The sequence below is a fragment of the Schinkia acidoalkalinis genome (genome assembly GCF_054301215.1).
In genome coordinates this window covers 1,213,200-1,237,436 of the sequence record NZ_CP182573.1, presented here as the reverse complement: position 1 = coordinate 1,237,436, position 24,237 = coordinate 1,213,200, and the positions used below count along the sequence as shown (strand labels likewise).

General features: G+C 38.1%; 20 protein-coding genes and 1 riboswitch. Of the genes, 8 read left to right on the top strand and 12 right to left on the bottom strand.

Features of this window, described 5'->3' with window-relative positions:
• Window positions 1-51 precede the first annotated feature (51 nt).
• Complete coding sequence (locus tag ACNQFZ_RS06400) at window positions 52-1,587, bottom strand: methyl-accepting chemotaxis protein (protein ID WP_458414492.1); 1,536 nt, start codon at window positions 1,585-1,587, stop codon at window positions 52-54.
• A gap of 219 nt (window positions 1,588-1,806) precedes the next feature.
• Between ACNQFZ_RS06400 and ACNQFZ_RS06395 the strand changes: the two genes are divergently transcribed.
• Window positions 1,807-3,330: a sensor histidine kinase gene (locus ACNQFZ_RS06395; protein WP_458414491.1), complete on the top strand. Its 1,524-nt coding sequence runs from the start codon at window positions 1,807-1,809 to the stop codon at window positions 3,328-3,330.
• Window positions 3,331-3,451: 121 nt separating this feature from the next.
• On the opposite strand, the gene ACNQFZ_RS06390 is transcribed toward ACNQFZ_RS06395, so the two are convergent.
• Window positions 3,452-4,753: an NCS2 family permease gene (locus tag ACNQFZ_RS06390; protein WP_458414490.1), complete on the bottom strand. Its 1,302-nt coding sequence runs from the start codon at window positions 4,751-4,753 to the stop codon at window positions 3,452-3,454.
• 221 nt (window positions 4,754-4,974) lie between these two features.
• On the opposite strand from ACNQFZ_RS06390, the gene ACNQFZ_RS06385 reads away from it, so the two are divergent.
• Window positions 4,975-6,141, top strand: a complete 1,167-nt coding sequence (locus ACNQFZ_RS06385) for an MFS transporter (RefSeq protein ID WP_458414489.1) — start codon at window positions 4,975-4,977, stop codon at window positions 6,139-6,141.
• Between the two features lie 8 nt (window positions 6,142-6,149).
• On the opposite strand, the gene ACNQFZ_RS06380 is transcribed toward ACNQFZ_RS06385, so the two are convergent.
• A complete protein-coding gene (locus ACNQFZ_RS06380; protein WP_458414488.1) occupies window positions 6,150-6,647 on the bottom strand; it encodes a L,D-transpeptidase family protein in 498 nt (165 codons plus the stop codon).
• A 177-nt stretch (window positions 6,648-6,824) separates the two neighbouring features.
• Between ACNQFZ_RS06380 and ACNQFZ_RS06375 the strand changes: the two genes are divergently transcribed.
• Complete coding sequence (locus tag ACNQFZ_RS06375; RefSeq protein ID WP_458414487.1) at window positions 6,825-8,036, top strand: GAF domain-containing SpoIIE family protein phosphatase; 1,212 nt, start codon at window positions 6,825-6,827, stop codon at window positions 8,034-8,036.
• A 64-nt stretch (window positions 8,037-8,100) separates the two neighbouring features.
• On the opposite strand, the gene ACNQFZ_RS06370 is transcribed toward ACNQFZ_RS06375, so the two are convergent.
• The 3 genes from ACNQFZ_RS06370 to ACNQFZ_RS06360 all read right to left on the bottom strand — a co-directional run bounded on the left by ACNQFZ_RS06370 (window position 8,101) and on the right by ACNQFZ_RS06360 (window position 11,685).
• A complete protein-coding gene (locus tag ACNQFZ_RS06370; RefSeq protein ID WP_458414486.1) occupies window positions 8,101-10,491 on the bottom strand; it encodes a glycoside hydrolase family 31 protein in 2,391 nt (796 codons plus the stop codon).
• Window positions 10,492-10,581: 90 nt separating this feature from the next.
• Entirely contained in the window at window positions 10,582-11,178 is a 597-nt protein-coding gene (gene thiT, locus ACNQFZ_RS06365) for an energy-coupled thiamine transporter ThiT (protein WP_458414485.1), read from the bottom strand.
• A gap of 82 nt (window positions 11,179-11,260) precedes the next feature.
• Window positions 11,261-11,368, bottom strand: a riboswitch (TPP riboswitch).
• A 41-nt stretch (window positions 11,369-11,409) separates the two neighbouring features.
• Window positions 11,410-11,685 carry a hypothetical protein gene (locus ACNQFZ_RS06360; RefSeq protein ID WP_458414484.1) on the bottom strand — a complete coding sequence of 92 codons (276 nt, stop codon included), beginning with the start codon at window positions 11,683-11,685 and terminating at the stop codon, window positions 11,410-11,412.
• A 147-nt stretch (window positions 11,686-11,832) separates the two neighbouring features.
• Between ACNQFZ_RS06360 and ACNQFZ_RS06355 the strand changes: the two genes are divergently transcribed.
• The 4 genes from ACNQFZ_RS06355 (at window position 11,833) to ACNQFZ_RS06340 (ending at window position 17,621) form a co-directional block, all read left to right on the top strand.
• The gene (locus ACNQFZ_RS06355) at window positions 11,833-12,249 is read left to right on the top strand and encodes a rhodanese-like domain-containing protein (RefSeq protein ID WP_458414483.1); all 417 of its coding nucleotides are present in this window, start codon (window positions 11,833-11,835) and stop codon (window positions 12,247-12,249) included.
• A gap of 95 nt (window positions 12,250-12,344) precedes the next feature.
• Entirely contained in the window at window positions 12,345-13,100 is a 756-nt protein-coding gene (gene map, locus ACNQFZ_RS06350; protein WP_458414482.1) for a type I methionyl aminopeptidase, read from the top strand.
• Window positions 13,101-13,248: 148 nt separating this feature from the next.
• On the top strand, window positions 13,249-14,541 hold the full coding sequence (locus ACNQFZ_RS06345) for an efflux RND transporter periplasmic adaptor subunit (RefSeq protein ID WP_458414481.1): 1,293 nt from the start codon (window positions 13,249-13,251) through the stop codon (window positions 14,539-14,541).
• Window positions 14,538-17,621 (top strand): efflux RND transporter permease subunit, encoded by a 3,084-nt coding sequence (locus ACNQFZ_RS06340; protein ID WP_458414480.1) that lies wholly within the window; start codon window positions 14,538-14,540, stop codon window positions 17,619-17,621. Before ACNQFZ_RS06345 ends, ACNQFZ_RS06340 begins: the two co-directional genes overlap by 4 nt.
• Before the next feature lie 37 nt (window positions 17,622-17,658).
• Here the strand turns inward: ACNQFZ_RS06340 and ACNQFZ_RS06335 are convergent, their stop codons facing one another.
• From ACNQFZ_RS06335 to ACNQFZ_RS06315, 5 genes are all read right to left on the bottom strand, one after another.
• Complete coding sequence (locus ACNQFZ_RS06335) at window positions 17,659-18,537, bottom strand: DUF1002 domain-containing protein (protein WP_458414479.1); 879 nt, start codon at window positions 18,535-18,537, stop codon at window positions 17,659-17,661.
• Between the two features lie 373 nt (window positions 18,538-18,910).
• Entirely contained in the window at window positions 18,911-20,041 is a 1,131-nt protein-coding gene (locus ACNQFZ_RS06330) for a bifunctional cystathionine gamma-lyase/homocysteine desulfhydrase (protein ID WP_458414478.1), read from the bottom strand.
• A gap of 37 nt (window positions 20,042-20,078) precedes the next feature.
• Window positions 20,079-20,999, bottom strand: coding sequence for a PLP-dependent cysteine synthase family protein (locus ACNQFZ_RS06325; RefSeq protein ID WP_458414477.1), 921 nt, complete (start codon window positions 20,997-20,999; stop codon window positions 20,079-20,081).
• A 138-nt stretch (window positions 21,000-21,137) separates the two neighbouring features.
• Window positions 21,138-21,599 carry an S-ribosylhomocysteine lyase gene (locus ACNQFZ_RS06320; RefSeq protein WP_458414476.1) on the bottom strand — a complete coding sequence of 154 codons (462 nt, stop codon included), beginning with the start codon at window positions 21,597-21,599 and terminating at the stop codon, window positions 21,138-21,140.
• A gap of 19 nt (window positions 21,600-21,618) precedes the next feature.
• Entirely contained in the window at window positions 21,619-22,257 is a 639-nt protein-coding gene (locus tag ACNQFZ_RS06315; protein WP_458414475.1) for a class I SAM-dependent DNA methyltransferase, read from the bottom strand.
• Window positions 22,258-22,428: 171 nt separating this feature from the next.
• On the opposite strand from ACNQFZ_RS06315, the gene ACNQFZ_RS06310 reads away from it, so the two are divergent.
• Window positions 22,429-23,169 carry a glycerophosphodiester phosphodiesterase gene (locus ACNQFZ_RS06310; protein WP_458414474.1) on the top strand — a complete coding sequence of 247 codons (741 nt, stop codon included), beginning with the start codon at window positions 22,429-22,431 and terminating at the stop codon, window positions 23,167-23,169.
• Between the two features lie 45 nt (window positions 23,170-23,214).
• Here ACNQFZ_RS06310 and ACNQFZ_RS06305 read toward each other — a convergent pair whose 3' ends face one another.
• The gene (locus ACNQFZ_RS06305) at window positions 23,215-24,150 is read right to left on the bottom strand and encodes a DMT family transporter (protein WP_458414473.1); all 936 of its coding nucleotides are present in this window, start codon (window positions 24,148-24,150) and stop codon (window positions 23,215-23,217) included.
• Window positions 24,151-24,237: the final 87 nt, after the last annotated feature.

Genomic DNA, 24,237 nt, shown 5'->3' with positions numbered 1-24,237 from the left:
CTGCCGCAAACCCAGATGAATCTGAGGTATGTGGAGCACATGACATTTTAGTTAGTTTGCGTGATCAAATTTATGAATTAAGTCTTGAAGTTCCACTGCTAATGATTTAAGATTTGTGGATACATCGGAAATTCCCTTCAGAGCCTCAACTTGCTTTTTTGTTGATTGGGCAACGCTTTGCGTACTTTCGGCATTTGTCGAAGCAATCCGGGCTACTTCATCAACAGAAGCCGTCACCTCTTCTGAGCTGGCTGACATTTGTTCAGCAATCGAAGACATTTCCTCAATTTGTACTGCTACAGTCTCCGATGCAGCTACTATATTTCTGAAACTAACCCCTGTATGATGGACAATTTCCAATCCATTCTCAACATCTTTTGTGCCTATTTTCATTGCTTCAACTGCTTTATCTGTGTCATCTTGAATTTCTCTAATTAATTCTGTAATTTCTTTTGCAGAAATCCTTGATTGTTCTGCCAGCTTCCTTACTTCATCAGCGACAACCGCAAAACCTTTGCCATGTTCTCCTGCTCGAGCTGCTTCAATGGCTGCATTAAGGGCAAGTAAATTGGTTTGATCAGATATCGTTGTAATGACTTTAAGGATTTCATCAATTTGCTTAGATTTTTCTACTAATAAAGCAATGGTTGATGAAAGATTGCGGACGGAATGACTAATTAAATCCATTTGCTTAACAGCACCATCGATGGCTTTTTCACCATTTCTGGCTTCCATTACAGTTGCTTTTGATTGTTCCGAAACAACATTTGCCGCTTCTGCGACTTTTTGAATACCGATGGCCATTTCGTCCATAGCGGTGGCACTTTCTTTTGAAGACAGTGATTGTTGTTCGGTTCCTTGGGCAACTTCCTCCATCTTTTCGGTAATGTGGTCACTTTCCATGATGGTGTGCGCAACATTAGCAGCAAGATTTTGTGAGGTTTCTACAACACGGTTCGATGTTGATTTCAAGTTATTTAAAACTTCTTTTAATTCTTGCTCACGTTCCGTTTTTTCTATCATTAATTTGTTAGTGTTTTGTTTTTTCGTCTCAATTTGCATGATTGTTGCTACGCTTGTAAAGATTAGGTAGACGGCATGAATCATAAGTAAGCCAAAAGTATAATCACTTGTACCGCAAAGCAGTTCTGGTGCAACAAAAAATCCAAGGAAATGCTGAATTGCAAAAATGATTGTACTAATGAGGATTAGATTAACGGATTCATAATAGGCGATAATGGCTAAAACCATAAAAATCGAAAAATGATACTCTACCATACCATCTCCACCTGCAATTATAGAAATACTGCTGAATGTCAAGGTGAGCATGTTTAAAAATGGTATATATTTATGATAATCAGGGTGTTTGATATAAATGATATAAGTACTGATCAATAGTATTATTGGAAGAAAAAATAATATATTTAACAAGATTACTAAATTTTCCGGAACACCGTTCATATGATTGAACACAAGGTAATCTTGGAACATATTAAACGATCGGTGGAGAACATGTGTAATAATCGATAAAAGGACAACCCCGAATGAAAAAAGCAGCATTAGCCGGTTTTTTTGTTTGTCAGCCATGTTTATCACCTTCCTATCTCTATTTGTTACTGTGAGTATAACATTGGGAATGTAACAGTTTTTATACTAATTAGGAATTTTTTAGTACACTTTTTTGTAATAAAATGAAAATTGAAAAATAATAGAATTTCATGTAAAATATTCAAATACTTGGTTAAAAATGGTGCAAAGGAGATGCTCTAATGCAAGGCTTGCTTGACTTGGAGTAGTGGTGGCTTTATGGCTGTATTAAATAAATTTGAAATAAGGACGATTTTAGTAGTTATTGTTGCTTTATTAGCATTTATCTTAACGAGAGTGCTCCACCTTACGATTTCTTTCATATATGACTCTTCATACTTTTTAATCTTTCACACATTATTTGAGCTCTTTAGTATCTTTGTGTCATTCTCTATATTCTTTCATGGTTGGCTAACATTTCAACACACACATTCTGTTCAAAGGTTACACTTGAGCTTACTCTTTTTTTTGGTAGGCTCGATTGATTTAGTGCATACTTTATCATATAAGGGGATGCCTTTTTTTCAATATGGGGATTCCGTAGCAATTTCAACATGGTTTTGGATCACTGCTAGATTAATAGAAAGTATTGGGTTGGGAGTTTTCTTTGTAAAACTTTATAACCATCATGATAAAAAAATAAATGAAAAGCAGAAAAATATTAGAATGTCTTTTACGTGCTTATTTATTCCGCTATTCATCTATATTATTTTACATTATGCCCCTAATTTCCCCGCACTAGTGCGGGAGGGGACTGGTGTTACAAACACGAAGGTAATCCTCGAATATATCATCAGTATTATTCATTTTATGACATTAGTTATTATTACGAAGAAGTATGTCGCCGAACGGAATCGCAATTATTTACTTGTTTTTATTGGAATTATTTTTATTTTAATTGGGGAATTAGTATTTACACTTTATCGTAATGTATATGATGCAGATAACCTTCTAGGCCATATATATAAAATGCTTGGTTATTTTTATCTATTTAGAGGTATCTTTTTTCCACAATTTAGAGAAATTTTTGAAGGGAAAGAGAAAGCCGAACTTCAAAGAACTTTAATAGAAGAAAGACTACGTGCGCAGGAAAGTATTATAACGTCAACTATCTTAATGGCCCAAGAAGAGGAAAGAATGAAGGTTTCGCGGCAACTCCATAATGAAATAGGGCAATCTTTATCTAGAATCTTACTATCTCTTAAAACGTTAAAGGATTTAGGGTCGGACGAGAGTATGATCAGACATATCCAAAATGTTGAAAAATTAACAGCTAGTTCGATGGAAGAAGTAAAAGCAATTGTATTTCAGCTACGTCCGAGTGCTCTTGATGATCTTGGTTTACTTTCCGCCATACGTACCCACATTCAGAGATATGAAACTACCTTTGGCATCAAAGTTGTATTAGAGTTCGGGGGTAAGAAGCGAAGATTTTCAAAAGAAATAGAAACAGAGCTTTATCGAATTTTTCAGGAAGCATTGAATAATGCGGCAAAATATGCCGAAACAGAAAGGGTAATTGTAAGAATTATCAATAATGTAAAGAGCGTAGAACTGCAAATCATCGATGAGGGAAAGGGCTTTGATAGTAAAAGTCTGAATGTTCAAAAGGGGATTGGATTATATAGTATGAAAGAAAGGGCCAGCCTTTTAAAAGGAACATTTGAAGTTGAATCAATTGAAGATGTAGGTACAAAGATCAAAGTAGTCATTCCGATTGATGACAGCCTAAATTATTATTGAAACAAAAGTTATGAATACAATATTGTACAAATAAAATAAAATCAGGTGGAATAGATCCACCTGATTTTTTAATACTGATAAGGGAGCAGCTTCCGCTATTGTGGCGGTAGTAGCTGTCTTTCTAATGTGGAAGATAGGCAAGTTGAAAAAAGAACAATACGGCAAAAACATAAACTAATGGATGAACTTCACGCCATTTCCCTTTCACGATTTTCATTAACGGATGGGTTATGAAGCCTAAAGCAATCCCTGTGGCAATGCTGGATGTTAAAGGCATGCTTAAAATAATTAAAAAGGCAGGGAATGCTTCATCGAGTTCATGCCATCTTATATTGGAAATGTTGCCCATCATTAAACTTCCGACAATAATCAGGGCTGGCGCAGTAATGGCTGATAGTCCTGATACAGCACCTACCAATGGACCGAAAAAGGCCGAAATGATAAACAATACAGCCACAGTAACCGAGGTTAAACCAGTTCTCCCACCAGCGGCAACACCAGAAGATGATTCAATATAGGCACTGGTAGGACTTGTACCAAACATAGCTCCTACTGTTGTAGCAATGGAGTCGGCTAACAACGCTTGTCGTGCTCTTGGTAGTTTATTTCCTTTCATTAATCCAGCTTGCTCAGCCACACCAACCATTGTTCCGGTTGTATCAAAAATGGTAACAAGCAAAAATGAGAAAACAACGGCATACAAACCATAATGAATTACATCAAGAAAGGCATTTATTGGATTTAGAACGATGAGCCCTTCCGGCAATGTCGGCTTTGCTACAAATCCTTTATCAAAAGAAAGCTGACCGGAAAAATAAGCGATAATACCAGTGATGATCATTCCAAGGAATAATGCACCATTCACATTTAATGTTAATAAGATTAGAGTTACTGCCAAACCGATTAAAGCCAAGAGTGCCTGCGGTGAATGCAAATCACCAAGGGCAACAAGATTTGAAGGATGGTCTGTAATGATTCCGGTTAAACGTAAGCCAATAAAAGCAATGAATAAGCCGATTCCGGCTGTGATGCCATGCTTTAAATTTTCAGGTATTGCTTCAATTAATTTTTCACGTAATGGCGTTAAAGATAAAATAACAAACAGGACGCCGGCTACAAAAACTGCTGCAAAGGCGACTTGATAGGAAATTTCGGTGTGAGTACCGACAACGGAATAAGCGAAATAGGCATTTAAACCCATTCCAGGGCCTATCGCAATCGGATAATTGGCAGCTAATCCCATCCATAAGGTTCCAATTACTGTAGCGACTATGGTTGCTGTAAAAACTTGCTCAAATGGTACACCTGCATCCGATAAAATAATTGGATTTACAACAACAATATAGACCATTGTTAAAAATGTAGTAACGCCTGCTAGAATTTCTGTCTTTATGCTTGTATGATTTTCTTTTAATTTGAACAATGGTATTACCTCCAAGACACGAACATTTAAACGTACGTTTCTAATAATATTCGTTTATATTTAAAATTTCAAGTTGTTTTTCTTGAATAACATAGTAGACATAGTGGCAACAGTAACCATAGAAACTATTTTTTCCATTAAGAGTAAAAATTAGAAATTAAATAGAAAATATTATATGCTAATCTTGATTACGTACTTTGGCTTGAAATGGAGGATCTCGTTTGAAAAATAAAAAGGCACTATTGCTTCTATTTATAATTATGTTTTTAGTAATGGTAGGTTTCGGTATTATTATTCCCGTCTTACCATTCTTTGCCGAAGAAATTGGGGCAACACCGACTGAGTTGGGGTTATTAATGGCTGTTTATTCTTTAATGCAACTTTTGTTTGCCCCAATGTGGGGGAGAATCTCTGACAGGATTGGAAGAAAGCCAGTCCTGCTTATTGGAATTTTAGGTCTTGCTCTTTCCTTTTTCCTATTTGCCATCTCGACCGAGTTATGGATGCTATTTGCAGCAAGAATCATTGGCGGTATTTTATCTTCGGCCAATATGCCTACATCGATGGCTTATGTAGCAGATATAACAACGCCAGAAGATCGCGGTAAAGGGATGGGAATTATCGGAGCGGCTGTGGGTCTAGGTTTTATTTTTGGCCCTGCCATCGGTGGTGTATTTTCGAAAGTAAGCCTGAATACTCCGTTTTGGATAGCGGGAATCGTATCGTTAGTAACGTTTATTTTTGTACTATTATTTTTGAAAGAATCATTGTCAAAACAGGGGCAGTCAACCACAACAGGAGCTAAAGGGACGCCTTGGAAAACAGTGGGTGGTACAGCAGGCTTTCTTTACTTTCTTTCTATGTTTATTTCCTTCTCATTAGCAGGACTTGAAGCAACATTTGCATACTTCGCTGCAGCCCGTGCGGGGATTGATTCGGTAAATTTAGGCTATATTTTTATGATTATGGGATTTGCCGGCGCGGCGGTGCAGGGTGGATTAGTCGGGCGTTTTATTAAAAAGTACGGGGAAGCGAGTGTAATTCAAGCGGGGATTGTGGTTTCTATCATTGGCTTTGCGCTCATTTTATTAACCAAAGATTTTTTCACCGCAGCCCTCTTTTTAACTATTTTTGGAGTAGGAAATGGCGTGATTCGGCCAGCTGTTTCTTCCTTATTAACAAAAACAAATACGAGTGGGTACGGTGGTATAACCGGTGTCTTATCATCATTTGAATCATTAGGCCGTATCCTTGGCCCTCCGATTGCAGGTGTGTTATATACGATTATGATTGATCTACCGTATATAACTGGAGCATTGATTTCAGTGGCTGCTTTTATTCTGTACCGGATCTATGAAGGAAAAGTAAGAATGAAGGGCTTCCATTAAGAGAAGCCCTAATTTGGCCTTATCTGTACAGGCGTCCCAATCGGAACGATTCTTGAAAGTTCCTCTACATCACGGTTATACATCCGTATACAACCTTTTGAAACAGCCTTTCCGATGGAGCTTGGATTATTCGTACCATGAATTCCATAATGCTGCTTTGATAAACTCATCCACATTGATCCAAATGGGCCACCGGGATTCGGCGCTTTATTAATGATAATGAAGTCTCCGGTTGGTGTAGCGGTCACCATCCTCCCGACAGCTATGGGGTATACTTTTAGCAAACTTCTATTCTTGTATAACTGTAGCTTCCGTTTTGTAGCTGAAATATGAATACGATACGGCTGTGTCTCAATGGGTGGAAAGCCGGGGATTTCAATAAGCTGTCCAGGGAAAATCGCATGTGGGTTCATCGATGGATTAGCTTTAATAATTCTTGAAAGTGGGGTTCGATAGTCCAGAGAAATTGAACTTAAGGTTTCTCCGCGTTTCACAATATGTTTCATTTACGTACTCCTTCTACTTACTTTTATCCAAAAGATTGGCATTAAAATATTGTATTCATAAACGAACCGTATGGTAATCACGATTGGAAGCAATTTTAGTTAGCAAAACCGCTCTTGTTCGAGTGGTTTTTTGTTATACTTACTTTAATAGTGTTGGAAAACGGGATGGTGGAATGAATGAGTACTTTAGAAATGCTTGGGAAAATTTCAAGTAAATTTAATGAAGCAACAGTCCATGCCTTTGAATTGTTAAATCAAGCGATGAAAGTCCGGACTTTTTTCGTTGGTAGAACTACGGATGAATCCTTTTCAATATTGAAGGTTTTTAAAAAAATAGATGGTTGCCTTTTAAGCGAAGGAAATACAATCCCTCTTCAGGAGTCATACTGTAACCTAATCTATAGTGGGAGACGGGAGCCGCTTATGATTGAAGACACGTCGGTCCATCCGATTGTTTCCAAATTAGATGCGACATCAAGGTCTAATATTGGTTCATATTTAGGTGTTCCTATTATTTTAGATGATAATACAATGTTTGGAACTCTTTGTGCGGTTGACCCGTCTCCACACAAGTTTACTGAGGGTGATATTCAGGTCATGCAAACATTGGCAAACTTTATCGGAAATGCAATTGAACTTGGCCAAGCTTTTGAAAGGATTTTGATAGAAGAAGAAAGGGTGAAAAGGGAACTGGATTTTGCTAAAAAATTGCAAACCAGTGTATTATCAGAACCTATTTACTCGGAAAATATGAATATTAACGCCTACTATCAATCTTCTGAATCGTTATCGGGTGATATGTATTCCTGGTTTGAGATCTCACCAAATAAATTTGGCATCATGTTGCTTGATGTAATGGGACATGGTGTGTCTGCAGCCTTAATCAGTATGTCGATTCGCTCCTTATTAAGGGGGTTAATCACGACCATAACCGACCCAGTAGAGGTTATGAAAGAGTTAAACCATCATATCTATCATTTATTTAATTCAAATCAGCAATCGACCTATGCAACGGCCATCTATATGGTGGTTGACACTAACTTAAAAACTATAGAATACGTGAATGCCGGCCACCCTTCAGGTCTCTTGTTATTGGATGGGAAAACAATATTGAGAATGGATGAAGGTAGCATTCTAGTAGGGATATTCCCCGAAATGAATGTAACTAAACAACAAATTTTTTATAAAGATTTTTCGACCGTACTACTATATACCGATGGGATTATCGAACTAATAAATGCGGTTGGCAATGATAGTACCCAAGTATTGGAAAAGCTGGTAGTTGAAAATCCAAATAATATCGAATTAATTGAGGAAATAAAGAAGAAGTTCGTGGATGGCAAAACATTAAAAGATGATGTTTGCTTGATTTCTATTAATATGAAATAACTGACCCAAAATGCCCTGTAACCACATGAAAGATGGTGCATGGCAATTTGGGTCTTTTTACAGATTATTCACCTACAGTAATCGAGAGAGTTTGCTTTTCTTTGTTATAGAGTCGGTTGTTAATTGAAAGGTTGTTTCCATTTACTGTAATATTAATAGACGGGGTGGCATGGTGTATAACGAATGTCCATTGCTCCCAAGTAGGTTTATAGGCAGAAGTGTAATTTTTAATTGAAACCTCAATACTATGTTGGGAATACTGGCATGTTATTTGTTTTAAAAAATAATGTCCTTTTTGATATGCAAATGTTTCACCGTCATCGTCATACAATGTGTACGATGCTTCCCCTTTGTCATCGGGATAAAGATGAATTTGCATATTTGTCTCCGGCACCATGGTTGATTGTTTCCTTGCGCCCAATGCAATCATTGTCCCTTTTTTTATAAAAATCGGCAATATCTCCAGGGAAGCTTCCGTTAGAATATGCGTACCACCAGAGATTATTTCATCCGACCAGTAATCAACCCAATCACCTTGGGGTAGATAAACTACTCGATGATATGTGTCTGGTTTCATAATCGGAGCAATCAGGACATTATCACCAATAAGATATTCATCTGAAAGATTTGTGACATAAGGGTCATTTGGATATTCGAGCAATAAGGGCCTCATCACTGGGATACCTAACTCGCTTGCTTCCCTGAATAATGAATAGAAGTAGGGAAGCCATTGGTATCGTAGGTCGATATATTTCTTTATAATCTTTTCATATTTTTCCCCAAATGCCCATGGTTCTTGGGCGACTGAATCTAGGGCATTATGATTACGGAAAAAAGGTGTGAACGCTCCAACCTGCATCCACCGGGTTAATAATGGTCCGTTTGAATTATGAGCGAAACCGCCAACATCCGGACCACAAAATGGAATTCCAGACAGTCCTAAATTCATGCACATCGGTAAGGACATCTCTAAGTGCTCCCAAAAGCTGCGATTATCTCCCGTCCATACGGCTGCATATCTTTGAATGCCAGCAAAGCCGGCACGGGTTAATAGAAAGGGGCGCTTCCCTTGTAATTGTTTTTGTAAACCTTCGTACGTTGCTTTTCCCATTAGTAACCCATAAATATTATGAAGCTCTTCATGTGTTTTTAGGTCACCGTCATTAGCATGAATGACTTCTGTGTCCATCGTTTTCGTTTCATTGAACACAGCGGGCTCATTCATATCATTCCAGATGCCTTCAATGCCTAAATCAGTATAAAATGAATGCTTTTCCCCCCACCAATTTTTCGTTTCTGTTTTTGTAAAATCAGGAAAGGCGCTGATTTCCGGCCATACTTCATCAAGGTATAGGTCGCCTTCGATATATCTGCAAAAATGATTGCCGAGCACGCCTTCTCTGTAAATAGGGTAGGAGGGGTCTTTTTTTACTCCGGGGTCGACAATCGGAACGACATGGATGCCATTGCTTTTAAGCTCTGATAGGAGTTCTTTTGGATTAGGAAAAGCGCTTTGATCAAACGTAAAAACACGGTACCCATCCATATGATGGATGTCCAGATGTATGGCATCAATTGGAATTTGCTTTTGTTTAAATGTTTCGGCAAGAGCTCTTACTTCCTGCTCGGACTTGTAGCTATATTTTGATTGATGATAGCCCAACGCCCACTTAGGTGGCAACGGCATTCTTCCTGTTAAATCTGTATATTGTTCAATTACATCCTTTGGCGTGGGTCCGGCTAAAACATAATAGTCCAGTTGTCCGCCGGCAGCTGAAAAGGAATAAGTGTTTTCTTGTTCAGCATTCTTTAAATCAAAGGTTGTTTTCCATGTGTTATCGAAGAAAATACCATGGGCTTTCCCGTTTCGTACAGTCATAAAGTAAGGAATTGATTGATACAGGGGGTCTGTTTCGGGATTATGCGGAGCATATACATCAGAATTCCACATCGTCAGTTGCTCCCCACGTTTATCAAGAAAACCTGTTTTCTCACCAAATCCATAAAAATGATCATCTTGTTCCATATCTTTAAAACAAATCACCTGTTTTGCACTTGTGTAGCCCATCCCTAAGGCTGATTCAGATACGAGGGTTGTGCCTTTTTCATCCTTTATACAAACGCGAAGCAACGGTGATTTCAGTAATTCAACCGTGAGTTTAGAAGTGGTTAATATTATTTTGTCTTTAGTTTCTTCTATCTTAACATCCACATTTTCCGGATTTTTCACTAAAGCGACACTGCTTTTTAAGGAAGGTTTTGAATAGGGATTCATAACAATTCTTACGATATCCAACCTATAAAAATGAATAAGAAGAAAACCATGCTCACATGTTATGTTAAATAGTTGATTGGATTGTTCGAAAGAGAGGAGTGAGCCGATATCATAATAATTAATATTACGCTTGCTTTCTTTTGCATCAGGATGTATGGCAAAGCTTGAATCTTCCAACATCAATTAAAACCTCCCTATTTCAAAATAGTTCACCTACAGCATATTTTACCATAAAAAAAAGGCCGTTAAAAAAACGACCTATTGCAGTAATTAATATTTTAGTTTAGTAGTGCTTGTTACATTGAAATATCTTGGAGCAGTATTAATTAATAATGAAACAAAAATGGCGCTTAATACAAAAGCGGGTAGCATATAGGTACCGTTATAAACAAGTGAATAGATGCTTACCGGTGTGCCTTTTGGTGCATATTCACCAAAGAAGATGATTCCAGCGATTACATGGCAGGCGTAGCGCAAACCACTTCCTAATAATGTACCGAGTATAACATAGGTGGTAACTTTTCTTTTTGAATGCTCACTAATTGCTTGTTGGATTTTCTTCATGAAGACACCAGCCAAGCCTAAAACAATGAAGGCAATAAAATAATCCAAAAGCCCTTGAACCGGATGGGCAATATAAGCTTGCCCTGTTATAACCTGCAGCCCTCCAAGGAGTAGTCCTGAAAGCATTCCACCCTTGATCCCCCATCTGAAGGCAACTAAGAAAACGGGAACCATGGCGATGGAGATTGAACCTCCTTGCGGCCAAATCTTAAGTTCAATCATATTTGCCAGTAAATCAAATACATAAGCAAGAGCCGAAAATAAAGCTACTTCAACTAAAAATAACGTCTTACTCCTTTTCATTATAAAAGCCCCCTGAAAATAAATTAAAAAAGGCTACCCAAAGGGCAGCCAGCTAAAAGTGCAATAAGTATGATTACATTTAATTGCTAAATGTTTCATTCCTACGCTGGCATTACCCAGATCAGGTTTGAGGGTCGATACAGGATAGTATCCTCTCAGCCAAGTTTACTTAGCTCCCCTATCTAGTGTTTTTTACGTTTTTACTATAGCACTAGTTTTTTTGTTTGTAAATTAATCAAGCTTAAAAGAAATGCCTTCAGCTTGCTTAATTACTGTTTGGTTTTCAACTATTTCTTGGGATCTTAATTTAATGAGTTCTATTGAGATTTGATGGATTAATTTATCAAAGTCGGAAAGATCCAAGTAAATCGTTGTATGATAATTTGATTTAATACTGTATAACGTGCATTCTGCCTTATTGCCATTGATTTGTATATTTTTATAAAATGGAAATTCACAGACTGAAAAAGCTTTTTTTAAATCGTCAAGGTTTAGGCTCAACATCATCACTCCAAAAATGGATTATAAGTCGGATTTTATCATAATGTATCGAATAATGATATATAGTTTTTTTGTAAAATACTTATGGACGTATTTCACTTTTGCTGTAAACTAAAGATGGTTAGTTGAAATAAAAAAAGAGGGAGCATTTCAATGAAAATATTAGTAGCATTATTTATGATTACTTCTATTATGACAGTAGCAGGGTGTGCTGGAAATAACAAATCAGAGGTTTCTGAAAATATAGCAACAAGTATAAAGGAAGGTACTTTTACAAACGTTGATGTAAACGAGGCGGAGAAGCTTATCAAACAAGGAATTTTAGTTATTGATGTTCGTACCCCAGAGGAATACAAAGAAGGTCATATACCAGAGGCTCAGTTAATTCCTTTGCAGGAAATTGAAGCACGAATCAATGAATTCTCTCAAGACAACAAATATTTAATTGTTTGTCGCTCCGGAAACCGCTCGGCTCAAGCAAGCGATATTTTAGTCCAAAAAGGGGTGAAAAATATCTATAATATGGTAGGCGGCATGAACGAATGGACAGGAGAAGTTGTAACAGAATAGGTAGCCTAAAAGCTTCACGAAACATAAGAATTGGATTTCAAGGACTTTTTGGATTAAAATAATTATCGTAGAAAACACAAGAAAAGAGGCTTACAATGATTTCATTAAAATCACAAAGAGAAATTGAATTAATGCATGAAGCTGGTAAATTACTGGCTCAAGTTCACCGTGAAATTGCAAAAATGATTAAACCGGGGATTACAACTCATGAAATAGATCAGTTTGTGGAGGGTTTTCTTGAAAAGCATGGTGCTACACCTGAACAAAAAGGGTATCAAGGTTATCAATTTGCAACATGTGCATCAGTAAATGATGAAATTTGTCATGGTTTTCCACGGAAGGAACCATTGAAAAATGGCGACATTGTAACAATTGACATGGTTGTAAATTTAAATGGAGCACTTGCTGATTCTGCTTGGACATACCAAGTTGGTGAAGCTACCGAAGAAACAAAGAAGCTAATGGATGTTACCAAAAAGGCCTTATATCTAGGAATTGAACAAGCACAAGTCGGTAATCGAATTGGCGATATTGGCCATGCAATCCAGACGTATGTTGAGAGCGAAGGTTTTTCGGTTGTTCGTGAGTTCACTGGACACGGCATTGGGCCTACCATTCACGAGGAACCAATGGTTCTTCATTACGGTCAACCCGGAAAAGGCACAAGGCTCAAAGAAGGGATGGTTATCACGATCGAGCCAATGGTTAACGTTGGTGATTGGAAGAGCAAAATGGATAATAATAGCTGGACAGCTCGTACAATTGATGGCAAATTATCTGCCCAATATGAGCACACACTTGCTATTACAAAAGATGGTCCAATAATCTTAACTGATCAAGATAACTTATAAGAAAAATGGCGGATTAGATTCCGCCATTTTTTTTTGTGCCCTGAACATAACCAAAACCATAACGCTATATACATAATGTTGACAACCAATAAGTAAAAATATTCTCTTGAAAAATTATAAATTGGTAGATAAGCGGGGGGAGAAGGTTATGCGGACACAAAGGGTAATAATCAATATAGCTATATGCTTTTCACTTTCACTTCTATTAGCAGGCTGTAATAATGCTGAACAGCAAGAAGCTAAGAAAGAAAGTAAGACTATAAAAGCGGAAACAGTGACAAAAGAACTAGGAATGGTTTATTCAACACTGTCTGGAACACTTGCTGCAAAGGAAGAGTCTTACACTTCATTTGAAATCGGCGGAGTTATTGAATCACTTCCATTTGAAGAGGGGCAGTTTGTAAATAAGGGGGTTGCATTGGCAAGGATCAATAGTCGTGATTATGAGCTTCAGCTTGAGAAAGCGAATGCTGCCATACAATCATCAAGTGCTAGTGTTTCAGCCGCACAAGCTGGATTAGAAGAGGCTAAAAATGGAGCACGACAGCAAGAAAGAATACAAGCTAAGCTGGCTGTAGTGAGAGCAGAGGAAGCCTATAAAAATGCAAGCACTGACTATGAGCGCATGAAAAAATTGTTCGAATCAGGTGCCATCTCAGTACAAGTGCTTGAAGGTGCTAAATTAAATTATATCAATGCTGAAACGAGCTATGAAAATACAAAACAATCATACTCTCTAATTGAGGAGGGAGTTCGTCCAGAGCAGGAAAAACAAATGCAAGCATCAGTCAATCAAGCGAAGGCAAGCCTTCTTAATGCCAATTTATCGAAACAACAAGCCCAGTTGGCATTGGAAAAAACATCTTTAATAGCCCCGTTTTCAGGTGTTATTGTAAAAAAACTCGCTTCAAATGGTGAACTTATCAGCCCGGGGATACCTGTTTATACGATCGCACAAATTGACACATTGAGGTTGCTATTGCCCGTGCCTGATTATCAAATTGCCGATTGGAATATAGGTGAAAACGTTGAGCTTGAGCTGTACGAGGATCATAAGCTAGGAAAAGTCATCAATATTTTTCCCGCAACGAACGAAAAAACTGGGACCATCAGTGTTGAACTTGAGATCCCTAACAATGACCATAAGTGGTTTCCAGGTCAAGTGGTAAAAGCAAAAGCCAAATTAAAGGAAAAACAAGGGATTTATGTACCTGTTGAAGCAGTTATAAGTACAGGGACTAAAAACAAGCCCTATGTCTTTTTATTTAAAAATGGAAAAGCAGTTAAAACTGAGGTTACTGTAGGAGCTCTATTTGAAGATAAGATTGAAATCACTTCAGGTCTTTCAGTTGATGAAAAAGTAATAACGAAAGGTGCAGATCATTTATTTGATGGAGATCAGGTGACAGTTGAAATAGGGGAAGGGACGAAAAAACAATGATAGCATACGCAATTAAGAAGCAAAAAATAACTTTGCTGTTTTTTGTGATGGTTGTCATGATTGGCTTTTTAAGTTTCTTTCAGCTGCCAAAACAAGAAATGCCAGACATTGTAATTAATGTGGCTACTGTTACTACCATTTATCCAGGTGCATCTCCAGAAAAGGTCGAACATAATGTAACAAATATTATTGAAGAAAAAATCAATGAAATGGAGGATCTCAAATCAATTGAATCAACATCAGCGCTTGGACGTTCCGTTATTGTGGTGGAGGCAAATGCTGATGTAGACCCAAAACAAAAATGGGATGAGCTTCGTAAGAAGGTAAAGGATGCTGAAAAAGATTTGCCGGAGGATGTCATTCTTCCAGTCATCAATGATGATTTAAATCGTTCTTTTATCCAATCCTTCAATATTACGGCCCCAACATTGCAAGATCTTTATAGTTTAAGAGATGATATGGAGGTTTGGCAGCAAACACTAAGGGGAATTCCTAATGTTGCTGAAGTACAAATCGATGGCCTTCCCGATAAAGAGGTTCGAATTGATATAAACGTAGAAAAGTTAGCTGCATACAGCCTATCATGGACACAAGTGGTAAATGCAATTAAGCAGGAAAATGAAAAAATCCCATTAGGAAACTTAGATATTGATGAACGGACATACCAATTAAAACTACCGGAAAAGTATCCAGTGAAGACCATAGAGAATGTATTGATTACAAGAACTTCACAAGGATTTCCGGTTTTTTTACGCGATATCGGCACCGTTGAATTAACAACTGAAAAAGCTGAGTATTATGCTTACCATAATGGAATCCCGGCGATATCCATTAATATTAATGGCGAAATGGGTAGTGATGTCCCAGCCATTCAACAAAAAATTGATCAAGCGGTCAAGCGACTTTCAAAGGATTTGCCGGAATGGGTCGAGGTCCACTCTATTTTCTCACAAAATGAGAGGGTAAAAGAATTATTTGGGGAACTAGGTAGAGAAATGATAATTGCAATTGCTGCAGTATTATTTGTCTGTACACTTGGTTTAAACCTTTCATCATCCATTGTTGTTGCCCTCGCCATTCCGATTTCACTAGCATTAGGATTAATGTTTTTGCCATCATTAAACATTACCTTGAATCAGATGACGCTTGTAGGCTTAATTATTGTACTTGGGATTTTAGTGGATGATGCTGTTGTCGTAAACGATAATATCGAACGGAGATTATCGATCCTTCAGGAGCCGCCGGAAAAAGCGGCGGTTGATGGTGCTAAGGAAGTATCTATTTCTATCATAACCGCGACATTTGCAACCATTGCATCGTTCGGTCCACTTTTATTTTTACAAGGAAATACAGGCTATTTTATTCGGCCGGTTCCAACCATTATCTCGCTGACAATGCTCGCATCAATGGTGATGTCATTAACGATCGTTCCAATTTACAGACGCTGGAGAGAGACACGAAAACAGCAAAATATAAAAGTGAAGGAGGCTAAAGAAAAACGGTATGCAGGTCTTTTGGGAAAACCATTGTTTCGCTTAACGAAATGGTACTCGAAACGATTAATGCCGAAAATTCTGAGCCATCCGAAAAGAACAAGTATTATAGGAATGGTGATTGGTTCTTTGGCCTACTTTTTAATCCCGCTTATTCCAATTGACCTTTTTCCAGTTGATAACCGACCGGAATTGCTCGTTGATATAAGAATGCCAACTGGACAAAACATTAAGGCTACAAATCAAGTTGTCCATGATGTAACCAAGTTTCTTCTTGAGAAAGAGGAAGTGGAAACAGTTGCTTCCTATGTAGGCGGAAGTGCTCCAAAAATGTTTATGGGCGATACTAGTGCCGGTGAGGGAATAGAGGTTGGTCAGCTTGTAGTAGTGCTTGATGACTCGAAAAAGCTTCCCAAAGACATCGAGCTTGAATGGACAGAGGAATTTAAAAAACAGTTTCCAGGTGTAATGATTATGCCTAGGATTCTTGTAACTGGTCCGCCTGTGGGGAAACCTGTGGAGATTCAAGTTTTTGGTGAAGATATTGATGAGCTTCGGAAAATATCGCAACAAATGAAGGAGCAAATTGCGTCCTTAAATGGAACATATAATATCATTGACGATTTTGGGATTGACCGTTATGCTCTTGATTTTCAAGTAAATAAGGAATTAATGGACCAAAAGCTGGTTACTTATAGTGATTTATCAAAAACGCTTCGCCTTGTTGGGGAGGGTATTACGGTTAGTGAGTTTGATGATGGAAAAGACTTGGTGGATATTCAGCTCTATGCAAGCAATGGCGGAGATGAGCCGCTTGCGATTTTTGATAAATTATCAGTCCCCAATTTAGCCGGTGAACAAGTCCCATTATCAGAGCTCGTCTTAATCAAACCATCGTTTGCACCACGGGCTATTATGCATAAAGACATGGCACGGGTTGTATCTGTATACAGTGATATTCGCGGCCGTACCGCAACAGAGGTTATGAATGAGTTAAAGCCAAGGTTGGAAAAAATGAATCTACCGGAAGGCTACAGCTGGAAAATAGGAGGAGAAACATCGGAGCAAACTGATATTTTTATCGATATGGCTAAACTTTCAATTGCCGTTTTATTTATTATCGTTATTTTAATTGCGATGCAGTTTTATTCATTGTCATTGCCGTTTCTAGTAATGAGTACCATCTATTTAGCATTTGCCGGGAGCCTAATTGGCTTATTTTTGACACAAACGCCGCTTGGATTTATGACAATGATGGGCGCCATCTCACTTTCAGGAATTGTTGTCCGCAATGGGATTGTTCTGATTGAATTTATAGAGGATGCACGCCATGAAGGAATAAAGTTGAAGGAGGCTGTAATCGGTGCTGGGGAAGCACGTTTCCGACCCATTTTATTAACATCATCAACGGCGGTGGCAGGATTAACGCCATTAGCGGCTTCACACGATCCGTTATTTTCACCGATGGCGATGACAATTATATCTGGATTAATTTTTTCAACGGTATTAACGCTTGTCCTTGTACCATCTCTTTATACAGTCTTGGCAAATTTTAAAGAAAGAAGAGCTTTTGGAAGGAAGCTATAATGAAAAAATGGCGGGAGAAGATTTCCCGCCATTTTTATTACGCAGCACCAACTAATCCTTTTAACCAATTTAAAAGTGAAATAAGCACATCAATAAAATTGTTCATGATTCCTTTTGTTCGGTCATCCTGCATAAATTCCTTCAAGCGATCCTTAACATAGACTAAATCATTTTTAACTTGGTTCCAGTCAATGTTCATATTTTTCATTTTGTTAAATAAATCGATTAAACCCTGTTTTTCTGAAGCTGTAAGCTGAATCCCAAGTTCTGCAGCAATACGATCGATTAAATCAGATACTTGTGCATCTGTTATATTTGGGTTTTTGGCGATTTCTTCTTTAATTCTTGTTAACAAGGCGGTTGCCTGATCTGCACCGATGCGATCACCTAATTGTGCTGTTTTCACCATTTCCTCGTTAGCTAGTTGCTTTTGCTCTTCAGGAATGACCTTTTCGCCTGATACTTCGTAGGCTTTTAAAATGCCTGTCAATCCAGCTGTACCTGATACTTGAAATGGTGCTGTGACATAGATATCAGCATCTTTGACACCGGCTGTAATAAGTGAGTTTTGATACATTTCCTTTGTGACCCAACTGATGTTTTTTGTTTCAACGTTTAAACCTGAACCAGCCTCTTTTAATGTTATTTTCGCTGATGAAATGGCTCTTGAGCCAATTTGTGCCTTGCTTATATAGTTTCCTAAGTATTGATGTTCTTCGGCATTGCTGACGGTGACAATCGTGTCATTCTCTGTAGCACCCATTTCCTGTTTGATTGCCTCTTGTTGTTCTGGTGTCAAATCTTCACCAAGCGTAATAATAACATCACCTGGCTGGGCATCTGCGTAACTAATTTGTGAAGGTAAAATTAAACTGAATACTAGCACCAACCATCCGACGATGAGTTGTTTTTTCATTGGAACAAAGTCCTCCTTTTACTAACTGCAAATCTTATGTAAATTATAATATCCCATTTTATCACATATTGGTAATTTGTATAGAAGATGTTTGTGGGGAGCGAGGACTAGCACATCTTGTCTTGAAAAAAGGAAAATGTGGACAAGAAGGAGCGAGGTCCTGTGCATGTTGTCTTCAAAATGGGAAAATGCGGACAAGAGAGGGGAGAATGCAGTACATCTTGTCTTCAAAATAGAAAAATGAAGACAAGAAAGAGGGAAGACCAACACATCTTGTCTTCAAGGAAGGAGCGAGGCCCGAGGGGTTTTTCTCATCAATAATAAAAGCCCTCAATCGTCTGAGGGCTTACCATAATACCATCATATATGAGAACTATTCCAATGCCTGCGCTAAATCTTCGATTAAATCTTCCACATCCTCAAGGCCAACAGAGATGCGAACAAGTCCGTCAGTGATGCCGAGCTCTGCACGGCGCTCAGCAGGGATAGAGGCATGTGTCATTTTGGCTGGGAGTGAAATTAAGCTTTCAACTGCACCTAAGCTTTCAGCAAGCGTAAAATATTTTGTACGGCGTAATAAATCTTCAGCTTTTACTGTGCTGCCAACATCAAAAGATACCATGCCGCCAAAGCCTCTTGCTTGTTTCTTATGTGTGTCATGACCTTTATGGTCTTCAAGGCCTGGGTAATATACCTTCGAAACAGCTTGATGCTGTTGTAAAAACTGTACAATACGTTTTGTATTTTCTTCGATTTCTTCCATCCGTACGCCTAATGTTTTAATACCTCGAATTAATAGCCAAGAATCCTGTGGTCCAAGAATACCGCCAACAGAATTTTGAATGAAATGAAGCTGCTGACCAAGTTCTTCATTGTCGACAACAACAAGTCCTGCAACTACGTCACTATGTCCACCAAGGTATTTCGTAGCACTGTGAAGAACGATATTTGCTCCAAGCTCAATTGGGTTTTGCCAATATGGTGTACTAAATGTGTTATCAACGATAAATAATAGATTATGAGCTTTAGCAAATTGTGCTACAGCTGCAATATCAGTTATTTTTAAAAGTGGATTTGTTGGTGTTTCAACATAAATGGCTTTTGTATTTGGTTGTATCGCTTTTTCAATTTCTTCAATTGAACTTGTATCTACAAATGAAAATTCTAAATTAAAGCGAGTGAGCACTTTAGACATTACTCGGAACGTTCCTCCGTACACGTCATCAGTGATAATCACATGATCACCTGCAGATAAAAGCATCATGACAGAAGTGATTGCCGCCATTCCTGAACCAAATGCGAAGCCGCGATAGCCACCCTCAATGTCTCGAATCAAAGCTTCCACTGCTTCACGAGTAGGATTTCCCGTTCTTGCATACTCGTAAACGAAATTTCCTACACCATCTTGTTTAAACGTACTTGAGTGGTAAATGGGTACTGAAACGGCTCCTGTATGTTTGTCTCTGGCGATACCACCATGTATAAGTTGGGTTTTTTTGCGCATTATTTTCACTCCTATTGGTTGATAAAAGATTGTAATCCTAGTTTGTTTTATAAATCCCAGAGCTTAAATACCGTTCACTGCTGTCTGGGAAGATGGTTACAATATTTGTACCTGGTTTCGCAAGTTTGGCCTCACGTAGGCAGGCTTCAAAGGCAGAACCTGATGAACTGCCGACTAACATGCCGCACTTTTGTGATAATTCTCGAACGCGAAGAAAGGCAGCATCGTCGCTAATCGTATGAATGGCATTAAATAATTCCTTGTCTACAAATGGAGGAATAAATTCCATGCCAATTCCTTCTGTCCGGTGCGAACCAGATTCTCCGCCGTTTAAGATCGAACCTTCTGGCTCAACAACAACGGTTTTTACCGCCGGGTTTTGCGCCTTTAAATATTTGGCAGTACCTGTAAAAGTACCGCCGGATCCAGCTCCTGCGACAAAAACGTCAATATGTCCATCCAACGCTTCCCAAATTTCGGGTCCTAATGTTTCAAAATATGTTTCAGGATTAGCAGGATTTTCAAATTGTTGTGGGCAATAAGAATTCGGAATCTCACGAAGAAGCTCCTTTGTTTTTGCAATTGCCCCTGTCATACCGTCTTTTGTTGGCGTATTTACAACTGTGGCACCCAACGCCCGCATTAATTCTTGCTTTTCCAAACTAAACTTTTCCGGTACGACAAAGATGACGTTAATTCCTGTCCCAACTGCAGCAAGGGCAAGCCCGATGCCGGTATTTCCTGCAGTAGGTTCAATAATTGTTCCACCTTCTGTAATATTGCCATTTTCAAGTGCTGCTTGTAAAAGTTTTTTTCCTAAACGGTCTTTGACGCTGCCGCCTGGATTAAAATATTCAAGTTTAGCAAAGATACGGACGCCCACAGGCAACTCGAATTGTGTTATTTCAACTAATGGTGTGTTTCCTATTAATTCGTGAACATGTTTATAATACTTCATTTTGCACCTCAAAAGTTTATAAAATAAAGATTTCGTCTATTATATGAAAAAATGGCGTTGTCCGAGATGAATACTTGGTTTAAAAATAATAAATAAAATATTGGCGCTGTCATGATGGTGACAACGCCATTTCAAATATTACGCGAAAACTTCTGTCCATTCATCTTTATGGGCAAGCATTTTTTTCGCAACCTCTTTCGCGCCTTCTAAGCTATGGCTGGCGGCCCAACCGCATTGAATTTCATTACATGCAGGAACTTCAGTAGCATGTAATACGTCATTCAATGTTTTTTCTAAAACATCAAGAATTTCTTCATAGTTTGAATGATTGATCACTTGGAGATAAAAGCCCGTTTGACAGCCCATAGGTCCGATATCTAGAACGCAATCAAGGTGATTTCGGATAAATTCAGCCATCATATGCTCTAAAGAGTGAAGAGAAGGCATTTCCATATGTTCATTGTTAGGCTGACAAAAACGAATGTCATATTTGTATACTTTATCCCCGTTTACACCTTCTGTTGTTCCAACCAAACGCACATAGGGTGCTTTTACTTTTGTGTGGTCAAGGTTGAAGCTTTCTACATTCATTTTTTGCATTGAAAAAAACCCTCCTGCATTATTGTTTTTCAGCCTCTATTAACCAAACAAATTTGTTTAATTGTTTGAAGGTTACATAGAAACCGTGATCGGTAAATTGCTTTTGCAGTACATCTACCATTGTATAATATTCTCGATTTAAGTCATCAACTAAATTTTTGAAACCCCTTGCTTCCGCATCCTCTATTATAGCACGTTTTGCTTCTGCATTTTCATAGACAGTATCTGCAAATACAATTTTCCCACCTGTTTCAAGCAAGGTGCTATATTTTTCAATGGCAATATTTTTTTCTTCATCAGTAAGGTGATGGAACGCCCATGTGCATACAATTCCATCAATTTTTTCATCGAAGGCAGGCAATGTTAAGAAATCACCATCATGGATAGAAAGTTGTGGTAATTTTTGCGTTGCAATGGCCCTCATTTCCTTGGATGGTTCAATGCCAATTACTTTATTCCCCTTATCTAGAAGCTTTTTTGAGAGATTGCCTGTGCCGACACCAAATTCAATTACTGTTCCGTTAACTTTGGAGGCAACTTCTTCTAAGATATCGTCATACCCTTCAAAAACTTCTTTGTATTCTTCATCATGGCCAACCACAGTGTTGTCGTAGCTTTCTGCCCATTCATCAAATAATTCAATAAATTCGCGTCCCATTATAGTACACACTCCTCTTATATATAACTAAAACGTATAATTCCTATAAACATACTATGTTTAATTGATTTTAATGTCACTATACCACGATTTAGTGTGAAAAACAATTGATAAATATTGCTTTCTTTATCATTTACGGCATAGATTATAAAAGAAGGGGTGGGATTATTTATGAAAAGAACAAAGCCATTGATTATTGCCCACCGTGGTGCATCAAGCGAAGCTCCGGAAAATACATTGGCGGCGTTTCAATTGGCGATGGACCAAGGGTGTGACGGCATCGAATTGGATATTCATTTAACGAAGGATGGAAAATTAGTCGTCATTCATGATGAAAATATTAAAAGGACGACAAATGGCGAAGGAATTGTTGGTGAAATGACGGCGGCGGAGTTAAAAAAGTACGATGCAGGCAGTTGGTTTTCCAGAAAATATAAAGGTGAAAAGATTCCGTTATTAGGGGAAGTTTTCGAAATCGTTCCAAGAGACCTACTTATTAATATAGAGATAAAAAATATCCCATCTTTTTATCAGGGGATTGAACAAAAACTTTCAGACTTCTTGAATCGAAGTAACCGGATAGACCAAGTGCTTGTTTCATCTTTTGATTATTTATGTCTTTACCGGCTAAAGCAAATGAATCCAGCTATAAAAATTGGATTGTTGTATTACGAAAATTTCCAAGATTATTTTGGGCTTGCCAACCATTTTGGTCTTCCGGTAGAATCTATGCAACCAAGCTTTAAAACATTACAGGAACATGATGTTCGGATCGCCATTGAAAGTGGGTTGAAGATTTTTCCATGGACTGTCAATTCAAAAAGTAATATGGAAAAAATGATTCGTTATGGTGTGACTGGAATCATTACGAACTATCCAAAGAGATTGAAATTTTTGTTGGATGGAAAATAAAAATAGAAGTGGAGGCCGCGAAATAATGCCTCCACTTCTATTTTTCTAAGCCTCTAGCTTTTCAATTTGGCTTTCAGCATTAATCTTTGGCACTTTCTTCATAAAAACGCCTGTTGTGATTAGTACACCTGTTATTGTTATGCCCCCGCCAATGATTTGTGCAGATGTAACGTTTTCTCCTAGAAAAGAAATGGCGAAGGTTGATGCAAAAATAGGCATGAGGTTTAAAAACGGCGATGCTTTTCCAGGCCCGATATCGGCAACTGCTTTGTTCCAGCTTAAAAACGCAATAACGGATGCGAAAATGCCGATATACAAGAATCCGGCAATACTTTTACCAGTAATCACCATCGATTGGTCACTAATCCATTCGTAGGCTGCAAATGGCGCAAGGATGAAGATTCCAATGATAATTGTCACTAAGAAGACGCCTGCTGCAGGGAACTTATGTGCATTTTTCTTCACAATGACGGAATAAATGGACCATGAAGTGATGGCCACAAGCATCCAAAGCTCACCTTTATTAATTGTAAAAGATAGAAGTGTTTCAAGGGAGCCACGACTGACAATCCAAATGACACCGAATATTGAAAAAATAATTCCGACAATATGCTTTTTTTGGACTTTTTCTTTTAAAAATAAGAAGGAAAGCAGCATGATAATTGCTGGTGTTGGTGCATTAATCAGTACGGCATTAATGGAAGTCGTATAATGAACTGCAATGTATAAAAGTGTGTTAAAACCAACGATACCCGTTAAGGACATCCAAAACAACGTTTTCCATTCTGCTTTCCATAAATTTATATTCGCGAGTAGTTCATTTTTGGTAAAAGGTAACAGAAATAAAAACGCAACAATCCAACGGATAAAAGCTAATGTAAAGGGAGGCATTGTATCGGCAAATCCTCTTCCTATTACAAAATTACCACCCCATAATACCGTCGCGATGATTAATAAAACATATGGTGATCTCAAATTCAATTCCTTAAACCCCCTGCGCTTCGTTTTATGTAGAACTTAGTATATCATCATGGGCGGCACGATTGGAAAAGATTTGCTTCCCGAGCA